General features: G+C 53.0%; 8 protein-coding genes. 4 read left to right on the top strand and 4 right to left on the bottom strand.

Features of this window, described 5'->3' with window-relative positions; translation table 11 throughout:
- Positions 1-20: 20 nt before the first annotated feature.
- From BMZ14_RS04085 to BMZ14_RS04075, 3 genes are all read right to left on the bottom strand, one after another.
- Positions 21-797 (bottom strand): gamma-glutamyl-gamma-aminobutyrate hydrolase family protein, encoded by a 777-nt coding sequence (locus BMZ14_RS04085; protein WP_074794946.1) that lies wholly within the window; start codon positions 795-797, stop codon positions 21-23.
- 198 nt (positions 798-995) lie between these two features.
- Positions 996-2111 (bottom strand): YbdK family carboxylate-amine ligase, encoded by a 1116-nt coding sequence (locus BMZ14_RS04080; protein WP_074794944.1) that lies wholly within the window; start codon positions 2109-2111, stop codon positions 996-998.
- Positions 2108-3316, bottom strand: coding sequence for a cation:proton antiporter (locus tag BMZ14_RS04075; protein ID WP_074794943.1), 1209 nt, complete (start codon positions 3314-3316; stop codon positions 2108-2110). Before BMZ14_RS04075 ends, BMZ14_RS04080 begins: the two co-directional genes overlap by 4 nt.
- A gap of 424 nt (positions 3317-3740) precedes the next feature.
- On the opposite strand from BMZ14_RS04075, the gene BMZ14_RS04070 reads away from it, so the two are divergent.
- Complete coding sequence (locus tag BMZ14_RS04070) at positions 3741-4175, top strand: DUF1810 domain-containing protein (RefSeq protein WP_074794941.1); 435 nt, start codon at positions 3741-3743, stop codon at positions 4173-4175.
- Between the two features lie 153 nt (positions 4176-4328).
- Here BMZ14_RS04070 and BMZ14_RS04065 read toward each other — a convergent pair whose 3' ends face one another.
- A complete protein-coding gene (locus BMZ14_RS04065) occupies positions 4329-4856 on the bottom strand; it encodes a hypothetical protein (protein WP_074794940.1) in 528 nt (175 codons plus the stop codon).
- A gap of 557 nt (positions 4857-5413) precedes the next feature.
- Between BMZ14_RS04065 and BMZ14_RS04060 the strand changes: the two genes are divergently transcribed.
- From BMZ14_RS04060 to BMZ14_RS04045, 3 genes are all read left to right on the top strand, one after another.
- Entirely contained in the window at positions 5414-8479 is a 3066-nt protein-coding gene (locus tag BMZ14_RS04060) for a galactose oxidase-like domain-containing protein (RefSeq protein WP_074794938.1), read from the top strand.
- Between the two features lie 671 nt (positions 8480-9150).
- Positions 9151-10467, top strand: coding sequence for a hypothetical protein (locus BMZ14_RS04050; RefSeq protein ID WP_143071878.1), 1317 nt, complete (start codon positions 9151-9153; stop codon positions 10465-10467).
- A 134-nt stretch (positions 10468-10601) separates the two neighbouring features.
- Complete coding sequence (locus BMZ14_RS04045) at positions 10602-12311, top strand: DUF6345 domain-containing protein (RefSeq protein ID WP_074794934.1); 1710 nt, start codon at positions 10602-10604, stop codon at positions 12309-12311.
- Positions 12312-12557 lie beyond the last annotated feature (246 nt).

Genomic DNA, 12557 nt, shown 5'->3' with positions numbered 1-12557 from the left:
CGTCCATACAGACGCCGGATTCACATGCGCTGCTTCCCCGCAGCAGCAAGAAAATCGTCGAGTATGGGCCCAGAGTCCAGCAGGTCGCTGGCGACGCCGTGGAATTCAGGGTGCCACTGAAACGCAGTCACATAGGAGTTTCCGCGCATGCGTATTGCTTCGATAACGCCATCGACATCGGAGACGGCTTCAACGACAGAGTCACGCCCCAGCCGCTTGATCGCCTGATGATGAATGCTGTTGACCATGGGTCTGTCATTACCTGCGTATAACTCCGCCAGTCTCGAGTTTTCTGCTATATGAATGGTATGGCGGTGCTGATCGTACAGTACCGCGTCCACATGTAAAATGGCGTCGGGATGTTCGGAGACGATGTCCTGGTAGAGCGTCCCACCCAAGGCCACGTTGATCAGTTGCAGCCCGCGGCAAATGCCCAACACAGGTTTTGCCTGTACAACGCATTCCCAGAACAGTTCCATTTCGTAGAGATCGCGCACGCGGTCGCCCGACCATTCCGGCCGCAGCGGTGTTTCACCGTACGAAATTGGGCTCACATCAGCGCCCCCTTGCATCACCAACCCATCTATTTCTTTGACATAATCGCTGATGCGCACGCTGGAACGCTCGACGCCGCCGGTTTCGATTGCCGGCAGCATGAATACCAGTGCGTGACGCCGCATAATCCAGTGCGCGACGGTCTGCTCTAGATATTGAAGGGTTTTATTGCGAAAACCCAGCTCCGCTGGGGGGTTATGTAGGATACGTGGCGACAGTCCGATACGTAACGGGCGCGTCATTTCTAGTCTGGGTGTAATGCATCAGGAATACTACTGCCTTAAAATAATTCGGATTGCCGCAATCCCGCTTCGTTCCATTGCTGCCTCGAAATCAGCCGTTTTCCAGCATCCGGTCTTTTTTATATTTAGTCCATTTATTAACAATAGAACATTTCTGAAGCACTACAATAAACAACTTCATTTTCCCATTAAACAATCTCATTTTCCCATCCACAACTCTGCCTGTAGCTGCATCACATCGGCTAGATTGTGCTCACGCGCATAAGCGTGGCGCAACCAGCTTGCGCCGTTGCCCGCGATAAGAATATCGCGAATACGCTCCATCGCCTCTACCGCGTGCAATTCCTGGGCATGGTCGGAAATGCGCGCCAGCATATCCGTTATGTCTTCGCGAATACTGCGTTGTTCGTGGGTCCGGGGATCGATGAACACGCCTTCAAGGCCGAAACGGCAGGCCTGGAAACGGTTGAATGTATAAACCAGGTAGTCGTCCTCTTCGGGTTCGATGCGCTGCTCTACCATGATGTAACGGGACATTGCCTGAATGTAGCAGGCAATGGCAGCGGCAATTTCAACAGTAAGCGGTGTATCACATACTCTGACTTCGATCGTGCCGAATTCTGGTTTGGGACGAATATCCCAATAGAAATCTTTCATTGATTCAACCACGCGGGTGCCGGCCATCTTTCCAAAGAACCGCTCGAATTCATCCCAGCGCAAGACGAAGGGCGCGCGCCCGCTCAAGGGGAAGGAAAATACCGAATTCAGGCGCGCCGAGGCAAATCCTGTGTCATGTCCCTGCACGAAAGGAGAGCTTGCCGACAGGGCGATGAAGTGGGGGACATAGCGCGACAGCATATGCATCAGATGAAGCGCCTCATCCGGCCCGGTACAACCGATATGGACATGCTGCCCGAATATCGTGAACTGTTTGGCCAGGTAGCCGTAAAGCTCCGACAAGTGGTGAAAGCGCGGCGCATCGAAAATCTTCTGTTCGCTCCAGTGCTGGAACGGATGGGTGCCGCCGCCCGCAATAGCGACATTGAGAAAGCGACCTGTATCGGAAACAACATCACGCAAGGCACTCAGCTCTTTGATCAACCCTCCATATTCCTGTTGCACCGAAGTGTTGATTTCGATCATGCTACGGGTCATTTCGGGTTTTATCTCGCCGGGATGAGCGCGTTTTTCAACACGGCGCAATATATCCGGCGCAGAGGAAGACAGGTTGTAGTCATTACAGCTGAGTAACTGCAATTCTAGCTCCACTCCGATGCTCAGGGGCCGAGAGGAGGCGAAGGGCATCAGGCTCATATTTTTTTATCCGGCGTTTCCCCGGTTATCTTCAGGGCCATTTGAACCACGATGGGTCCGGCGAGTTCAAGTATTACGATACAGCTCATCAGCACGAGCCCCAGTCCCGAGCCAAAGGCGGGGAAGGCCGTGGCGGTATCCATCGTCAGCAGAAGGGGCACGCTCGACATGGGTATAAGCGCCAGTCCCAGGGCTGTGGCCTGCCGCAAGCCGATACCGCTCTGATTCGCCAGCGCCAGCACCGCCAGGAGCTTGGCGATGGCGCGCACCGTAATAAGCAGCAAGACCAGAAGTAGGCTATAGCCGAACCCGCCGAGGTCGCCCGCGAGCCCATTGGCAATAAACATCAACACCACGAGGACCGCGCCTGCCGAACCAAAATGGGGCGGGAAGGTGTGGGTGCGCTTCCTGCGATAACGTGTAATGAGGCCGGCCGCCAGAAGTACGAGGATGGGGCTAAGCTTGAGCGTTGCAGCCATGATGGTCGCGAAGGCTATCATGCCGAACAGGACGAAAGAGAATGTTTCTTCGTGATGTCCCAGGTGGTGATGGAGGCGCTCGAAGGTCACACCGAACAGCACTGCCAGTAAAGCCGAACCGCCAAGGACGTAGAGCGGCGGCATCACGGTATGGATTAAGCTGGCGCCGGTCTCGCCATACATTGCCGCGACTGCAAATTTGTGGAAAATAACCGCATAGCTGCAGTTGAGCGCCGTCATGAGCATGAGCCGGTCGGTAACCTGACCCTGGGCACGTGACTCGGTTACGGTGCGCACGACAATAGCGGGCGAGGTAGCGATCACAATTGTGGCCACAACGGCTGCGGTGATGGCCGGGACATCAAACCATTTCAATAGCCAGAACACGACCACAAAAGTTGCGCTCGCTTCCAGCAAGCTGGTGGCGGCAATCCATGGATTGGCTTTAAGCCAGCGCAGATTTACCTTGCTTCCCAGCTCGAATAAAAGAATACCGAGCGCCAGGTCAACCACCAGCCGCCATTCGGTTGCAGGCACTTGCGGAATCAAGGCCAGTCCGCCGGGACCCAGCAATAGGCCGATGCCGATATAGCCGACAATACGCGGCAATTTCAGGTGGCGGACGAGCACCTCTCCTACCAGCACCGCGACAACGAGCGTAAGCGCAAGCCAGAGGGCCGGGCTGACCTCGAGCGGCCAGCCGGGGAGGTAAGCAGACCAGGTCATGGAGTACGGTAAATAAACAGTGAAAATAAATCCGTTTCGGTAGTTGCCGATGTTATTTTCGAGTGCATCCGGTCTCCTTCAGGATGAAATGCGGATGTTTCAGGTCTGTATCGGAAATTTACGGGACCCAAGCAGACCAAAGAAAGTGCAGTGCCAGTTCGCCGGGGTGACTGGATAACTTCGGAAGATGTTCCGATTATAAACCATGAATGGAAAGCGGGAACGTATGGGCGCCGATTGCTGTGCTACAACGTATATACGCGCTTGCCATAGCGAAGACGCCTGGCTGCGGGTGGAGCGTGTGCAACCGGAGCTGAAACAGTTAGCTCGCCATTTTCTCATGACTTCTCTTGCTTATGATAGGGGCGGCAATTGATAGGGTTTTGGACTCCGGGCTGGAACCGTTCGATGATTTGAGATGGATATGGGCGATCCCTACAATCTCCAGCGCTTCGCGGATGCCCAGCGACCGATTTACGAAAACGTACGCCGGGAACTGGGCAGTGGCAGCAAACGAAGCCATTGGATGTGGTTTATTTTCCCACAGTTAAAGGGTTTGGGCCGGAGCAATATGGCGCAATTGTTTGCAATCTCTTCGCGAGAGGAAGCTGCCTCGTATCTTGAACACCCGGTTCTCGGATCCCGCTTGCGTGAATGCAGCCAACTCGTTGCTGCCATCAATGGCCGTTCAATCGACGATATTTTCGGCTACCCCGACCACTTGAAATTCCGCTCTTCGATGACTTTGTTTGCGCAGGTCGCCGCTGACAACAAGGTTTTCAACGCTTGCCTCCAGAAATACTTTAACGGAGAACCCGATCCTGCGACGCTTGCTCAACTGTCATCCGAGCCGATATAAACGGCAGTAAAGGGTAGGGCGCCAGCAAGCGAAGGACGTTGGGCCGGAGGGCGGCTGCATCCAGGATACATCAGGACGAAGAGCAGTAATCATGTAACTGGGTTAACCCGTGTTCCGCACGATTGGGCTGCGCTCCGGAAAATCGTCCTGGTTTTATATGCCGATGCTGAAATGATTGACGCAGGGCGTCTTCGGGCTAAAAGTCGCTATTACCGGTATAACGCTGTTTTCCACGAAACACACTTGCGTAGCCGCCCCTGAGATGGATACGTGAATACCCTGCATAGTGGGGCTTGAGATCCACCAGTTATTGGTCATGGCAAAATGTCCCTGGGCGACAATAAAATTGTCAACGACTATCACCTGGTTGGACTGGTTCGTGATCTTCATGGTGCCTTGCACGGCAAAGTTCAGTTCATTGGGATAAGTTCCAGCGCTATCACAGACTACGGTCTGGCCATTGCCGGTTGCCGATTTAAACCAGTCTGCGACGGCAGCCGATTTTTTTCTCCCGGCATTAACCAGAATGTAGGCTTGATCATGGCCATCCTCCATTTTTATGCCAGATGTAACGCCGTGGTACGGTTGCTCCGCAGTTATCGAATGGCTTGTTTCTGTAAAACTGAAAGCTTTCATGCCGTTTATATCAAAATATACAAAATTGTCATGAGCGGTAGTCACGTTATTCTCCTTTTTAGTTTAACTCCCAAGCGTGGAACTTGCACACTCTGGATGACCCTACTTAATAGGTGTCCAAGGGTCTGGTTCATGGAGGCTACCAACCCATACCCGAAATCAAATTAAGGAATAGAAAAGGAAAACCCCCTCACTTCCGGGACCGGATAATTTCAAGGTGAAGCCAAGCCCCGAGACTACAGCGTCTTTAAGCTGAAATAACTAAGGAAACGCTGATTAATGACACCCCTTGGGGATTCTGGCTCCTTCCGGATAATCACGTGAGGAAATCGCGTCTACGCGTGACCTTTTCCCGTTATATATCCATAAACGAAGTCTTTGAAAAGCTGAAGGCAAGTTGCGTCCAGGAAATAAATCAGGGCGAGCGCCGGCTAAGGGGAAGCCCTGAGTAATAAAAATTTATTTCGAACTCGCAAAAAATTTTCCATTTCCTGTTCCTGCTACTTCTGCGTTGAATTGTTTCTCCTTGCATTCCCTTGGATACCCGCTATTTTTAATCATGAGGCATCGGGTTATGGTCGAACTGACAGGAGACGGGGGCCATGCAAACGAGACACATATACATAAAAATCGAGGAAATACCCAATTACAGCCCGGTCGCGCCAGACGACGCGGAACATCACAAGCACCGTCTCGACTGCATGAGGAACATGGGGCACGAGGATGCCATCATTCCCGAGGCAGAGGTGGATCGGCGCACGCTCAACGCCCTTGTCTACCGGGAATACCTCGATGGAGCCTATACCATACTCAAGGACGATCCGCTCATTGCCGCCGATGCCAATGAGCCGCGGGTGGAGCGGCGTATTCCGGGAGCGGTGATTTATACACAGCCTGGCGAAAGGCTCTACGTGCATGTGCTCAACGGCGACATCGAGCCGCACAGCCTGCACGTCCATGGCCTGCACTATGGCATCGACTCGGACGGCTCGTGGCCCTTTGGCGTGCAGGAATATGAGGGTCCCAACCGCAGCGATGCCATTTGCCCCAGCGAGCAGTGGTGTTATATCTTCGATGCCAGGGAAGATACGATTGGCTGCTGGCCTTTTCATGACCACCATATGCATATCGAGGAGGTCGTCAAGCGCGGGCTCTTCGGCGGCATTATCGTCCGTGATCCCCATTGCGAGAAGGTGGACCTCGAAGTTCCCATTTTCTTTCACCGCCTTACCGCGAATGTCGATATTGCTGAAGCAGCCTTCGACAGCGATACCCTCAACCCCGGCGATACCTTCGCACACGTCTTTAATGAGGAAGGCACCTTTGAATACTACTGCCGTTTTCATCCAATGCAGGGACGAGTGCGGGTCACGGCGGCAGGCCCTCTCACAGCAACCATCAATATCCTCGATACACCCGCCCGTTTTGAACTGGATGACGTTACGGTTGGAGTAGGGGCGGAGGTCACCTGGAACCATGCTGGCAACCAACCGCATACCGTGACCGAGCGTGCGGGAGCGGGGCTGGAGTCCTATGCCATCAATGGCCGCACCTTCGTGGGGAATACACCTACAATCGTCGCAGAGTCCGGCAAGCGCATACGCTGGTATGTGTTCAACCTGGACATGAGCATGGTATGGCACAATTTCCATCTGCACGGGCAGCGCTGGCGTTGGGGGACGGAGTGGGTTGACACTCGCTCGCTCGGCCCTGCTGAATCCTTCGTCGCCGATACGATCGTGCCGCCCGTCATTCTCGAACCCCTTCCACTGGATTGCTGCTGCAAGCCGCGTGAGAATGGCCAGAACCGGCCCGGCCATGAACCTGTGCACGGCGCGGAAGAAGAGGAGAATCAGCATGGAGGCCGTGCTCAACCGGCTCGTATCGGCGCTGCGCATGCCGCAGGAGCCAGGGCACACACCCATTCCCACCCTTCCCGTTTAGAATCTGAGGCATCCGACCCATCTTCCCATTCCGGAGGCCAGCACGAACATTCGCATGAGCATTCCGGGGAATGCGACAGCGCCTATCCGGATCGGCGGAGAGAATGCAAAAGATACCAGTTGCAGGGCGATTTCCTGATTCACTGCCACGTCGAGATGCACATGATGGAAGGCATGGCGGCGATATTGCGCGCCACCCAGGAAGTGGAGTTAAGCGAGGAAGAGGTGAAGCGGATCTGCTATCAGCTGCCAAACGTACGCATGCACGAATGCCCCGAGGTGGGTCACCACCCTTGCGGGGGCGATGGCGAGGACTCCTGGGAACTGCTGGACTCCTCACCCATCTTCACGGTTCATGGCGCGCTGCTGCATACAGGCCACGTACTGCTCTTTTCGGGAGCGGCGGAAAGAAACTATCCCCTGGAAGGCCGCATCTGGGACCCGACAACGAGACAGATCATGCCGGGTGTCATTACCCTTCCGGAAGATTTTTTCTGTTCCGGCCACATATTCCTGCCAGACGGCCGTCTGCTCGTGGTAGGCGGCGATACCAACGGTGCGGGGCACACCAATAACCGCTGCTTCATCTTCACGCCGGACACGACCAATCCGGATGCCGGTGCATTCTCGGCAACGGCCAGCATGGCTCATGCCCGCTGGTACCCGACGGCGGTCAGCCTGAGTGATGGACGTGTGCTGGCCTTTTCCGGTGGCCATCCCATTGCGGCGGAAGCCGAGGTCTACGATGGCACAAGCTGGGCTCCGGTAACAGGAGCGGATCGGACCTTTGAGGAGCTTTATCCCGGCCTACACCTGTTGCCATCAGGAGAAATCTTCTACACCCGCGCAGGGTGGGCGGGCGCGACAGGAACGCAAACTGCTTACCTGACCTTGACCGGGCCAACCAGCGGCAACTGGACCGATTATGGGCAGGAGCAATTCTACGACCGGCAGGAGGGCATGAGTCTGCTCACAATCGACACGACTGCCTCACCGGAGCGAACCCGCCTGTACATCTTCGGCGGCGGCGTATCCGGCCCGGCCACGGCGCGCAACAATGCTACCGCCGAAGTGATCGAATTCAGCGGCGGCGTGGGAGGATCATCCTGGCAGCGCATTGCCGACATGAATGTCGGACGAACCAATGTCAACGCGGTGGCACTGCCCACCGGCCGGATACTCATCATTGGCGGCCACAGCAATGGTCAAAAATGGTCCCCCACGCCCGTGCTTCCGGTCGAAACCTACAACCCGGATACGGATGAATGGACACCCGGCGCTTCCCTGAACTTCCCGCGCCAGTATCATTCGGTATGTATTCTCCTGCCGGACGGCAGGATTCTTGCCGCCGGAGGAGTCGCGCCCGGCACGGCTGATCCCGATCAGCACACCCTGGAGTTGTATTCGCCCGGCTACCTGAGCCTGGGGGCACGTCCTGTCATTTCGACCGCACCGCCAAGCGTGACCTACGGCACTACTTTCTCGGTCGAAACGCCGCAGGCAGCAAATATTGGCAGCGTCGCGCTGATTGCGCCCATTTCCGTTACGCACCATACCGACGCGGGGCAGCGCTACATCAAGCTGCCCATCAACTCGCGCACGGCAACCACCCTTGAAACCGCCGCTCCAGCCAATGGCAATATTGCCCCGCCCGGGTTTTACATGCTCTTTGTCGTGAACAACCAGGGCGTGCCATCGGAGGCGAGATTTGTCGCTATTTCGTGAGGATATAGGACGTGAAAGGACCTCGTTCGATGTCGGCTTTCCCGCATGAACTCCAGTGCCGTTTCTAGCTGTGTACGAACGCCAAGCGATGAGTCTATTCCCGGAAGATTTTTTGACACTTGATACCTTCGAGTTCCTTGAGCTGTGCCTCGAAACCGGTCGTTTGATCGATAGTTGAAGTTCTTACGTAGCCAATGATCATTTTTTCTCACACGGATTAAAGATGATGTGATAGAGGTCCGATCAGAAGTCAAAAATGTGTCTAGTGATAGGCTTTTAGGGGGGTAAATGATCTATCACTAGGGCTAGCCCTAACGAGAGATGAGATCCGGCCATATAAAGGCTAATTACCGATACGGGAGAATCCATCGAGAGCTGTACCATCATTACAACCTAGACTTATCCCAAACTCTTTCGCAGTTTTGTCCGTTTTGCGGCGAGTGGTCTTGTGAAATCTCAACTACCGTGAAAGGGTTACAACTCAGCTCCCAGAAAAGCAGCCATAAAAACCAGAAAGACGGTTTTGTATATTCTTTATGCCCTTCTCCATGTTGCTCAAGATTGACATGAAGCCTTTCCCTGCTATGAATAACGGTAAGGTTAATCTTTTCTGCATATTCTGGAGCAGACTCCCCACGTCGTCGGGGGGATTAAATAGATGGAGGTAAAAAATGTGGCAAGGAAAAAGAACGAAAATGTATCGGCACACGAAAACCTTTATTTTTTTCTGCATAATCGGTTTGGGATTGATTTCTTCTTGCGTAATGAAAACAACTACGCAACCTGCTGGACCTGACAACGGAAGTACTATTAATCTAGAAAAGATTACCTACTTCGATATAGCACACGCTTATCACGGGCTTCTGCTCGATAGGCAGTTCCGGGAAATCAAGCTGAGCAAAGCGGTCATCGAGCAGCTGCAGGATTCGATGATCCAAAGCCTTACCGCCATGCCTGAAGTGAGTACTGAAGAATCGGATGCTAAGCCCTATAAACAACATAGAAAAACAAAGCCACCCCTGGAAAAAAGCTATGTCAAAAAGGTGTTATCCGGGTTCAAGTTCTCTGATGACCAACGCATTTTAACCAAAAGCTTACTCATTCAGAAGGGAATTGATGTGGCCCTGCCTGACGAGAAGCTTGCATATCAATGGCGTTTTGATCTCATCCATGAGAGATCACTTGACTTCCTTCAGTTGGACTTAAGAAACTTAGATATTGATTTTAGTAGGTATCTCAACAATTACATTGACCCCAGGATTCTGGCTGCACTACTAGGAAGTCTGCGCATAGATAACTTTGTAGAAACGGGCTACATGAGGACTTGCAGATCAAACTCGGTCCCAATTCCCCCCAACTGGCCGGATAGTGGATGGGTAAACCGGGGGACCTTGCCATCCGAATACGCTTTCGCCGGTTCTCCTTCTAACCCGAATAGTGAGGTTTGGACTTATGTGGCGCCTGGAAACGCAGGATTGTGCTATGCCTTGCCGCGTACAAATACAAGCGGTTCCGTTGGCCTTTTAGGGATCATCTGCCAAAGCCAGACGACCGGTAAAGCATGCTTCTGGGACAATCTCAACGCTACAACGGGGAGAAGAATCACGGGCCGAGGGATTCGGCTACAGATAAATCAACTAAAAGATGGCTCAAATTTAGCTGAAAATTGCACCGAGTGTCATCGTGGCTTTAATGCGTTTGTTGTTCATCCACACACTCCTCTCGGCAGTCCGACTAACCGAGATCCCAGCGTACGATATACACCTATTGGCCAATCGACCTGGGCAAATCCGCCTGCATTTAGCGAGCTGGGAGCAGGCGCCTGCTCTGGCTGCCATGAAATTGCTGAGCCCACCCCCCGTTACTGTGGAATCCTACGCCAGGCAGCTGACAAAACGATGCCCTCAGCGGCGACGCCAGCAGGCTGGAATAGACCTACTGCAGCGTATGCGGCACATATCAGCTACTTAAAAACAAGATGTCCATAGTTTTTGCGCGACTAGAAATCAATGACCAAACAGCAGAGGGGGGAGAGAGACCTGGGGACTTTAGGCGTTGCTTTTCGCTTGGACTGCTGAACCCCCTTTAGTCTGATAAATGATTATTGAAAAGGAGGAATGCAATGAAACTTCCAATATTCCCAGTAGCCAGCACTGTCGCTCCCGCGGAGCACATTCACGATCTCGGCAAGCTTCTCTTTCCCAGAGCAGATTATGAAATGCTTGAGCGGGGTACTCGAATTGAGCTGACCAGCAAGAGCGGAAGCATTGAGATTGATGTTGCTCGAGGCGGTGTTTGGGCGGCGGACTTAAGTCGATTATGGCGGTTTGCCGGTGTCAATTCGAAAAAACGAGAGCTTATAAGTGCTGCCGATGCCGAACGATCAAGTTATGGGCTACTTACCAAGTACGGAGTCTTACCGCAACTGACCGGTCCCTTCCGGTTGAAAACCCGGACGAGCGGGACAACGACCGTTATTGCCACAAAGAATATGATGGATCGGCAAGTGTTTCAGGAAGACATCACAATTTTAATGGATGTTGAGATCGATGTTAGCGAATTTGGGGTAGGTGGTAAAGTTCTCCCCTTAGTTGGCGGAGGGGGCCGGTTCGGCGTTGCATTTGGCGAAGGCGGGCGACTTCTGGGGCTTCGGGGCGTTTGGCGTCCGGTGACTGGCGAGCCGGAGTTGCAGGAAGTTGTGGAGCAAACAAAAGCCGACCAGACATTTCGAGCAATGACCGCTTCCATGAAGATTGCCGAGTTTTCATCCGAACTCGCTTATTTCGCGGCACCTGCATTTTCAGAGCAGAATCTCCTCTATCCGGTTTATGTGTACAGCGCGGTTGCTGACTTCGAAGGCAATCGTGTTCCATTACGGAAAATAATTATTCCTGCAACGGAAGTAACTGTTCCTGCATCGCAGCCATTGCAACCCACGAGAACTCAGAATGCAAGGCCTTTCATACGCCCGCTGCCCGCTGACTTCCAACCAGTGCCCGGCCGGCCGCTTCCCCCGGGCATTGCAATAAACCGTCGCTTGCTTCGACAAGCCGGCCTGAAGTTTACCGATGTATTTACCATTGAATCCCTCAACGGCCCCCTCATACTCAATCCCAATTTCCCCGTAATCAAACTGAAGGAACTTGGCAATCTTTTAGGTTTTTATTCTGCGGGTACTTCCTGGATAGGCCTATCGGGCGGTCTGGCGGGGAGTCAGAACAATGCGCAGGGTTTTGTTGATGAATTAGCCGCGGCGGGATGGAGTATCCGTTTCAATTGGGGCGACGCGAACGCATGGGAATCAGATTGGCGCGAATTTAATGACGAGTGGGTCGATGCAGTTGATTTTGTTTTCTACACAGGACATGCGAACAGTGACGGGTGGGTATTTGCTGCACCCGATGATACTTTTCTACATTTTACGGAAACCGCTGGTGCCCCTGATCTTTGGGGTACCAAGAATCTTGAATGGGCCGTGGTTGCCGCTTGTGGGCCGCTACAAGATGATGTGGTTGGGAGTGGCGGGAATGTACTTGAAAGGTGGCGGAATGCGTTTGATGGATTACATATATTGATGGGGTATGGCCAGGTAACTTTCGATAACGAAGAGGAAGGGCAACGTTTGGCCCAATATGCGAAGGCCGGCTCAACGATTATCCAGTCGTGGTTTCGCACTGCGCAGGAGATACAGCCAGGAGAAATCTGGGCGGGCGCTTACTACTTAGGTGACGCTACAGGCTCGACGGAAAGCGATCATCTTTGGGGAACAGGGTCTGTCGGACCAGACGTCACTAATCCTACTTGGCGGGCCTGTTCCTGGGTACCCTGCTGAAATCGATCCAAGCGGATCAAGGGCAGCCAATTACTAACCGCATCCTATCCGGTTTAATAGGGGCAACTCCAAAGGGGCTTAGTGCGGTTTTCTATAAATATGCTATAAAAAATACCTAAAGAAAATGTTTAGTTATATCAATTTCATTTAATAATCTTTGAATTAGATACCGTTTTTCCTGAGCGCCGTAATGATAATGAAGTGAATTTTTTAATTAGCTTCTTTTCTTCATCGGATTTTTTATTT

It is taken from the genome of Nitrosospira briensis (genome assembly GCF_900115125.1).
Classification (GTDB): Bacteria; Pseudomonadota; Gammaproteobacteria; order Burkholderiales; family Nitrosomonadaceae; genus Nitrosospira; species Nitrosospira briensis_A.
Note: the sequence above shows the minus strand (reverse complement) of the source record. Positions and strands in the feature narration are given on the sequence as shown.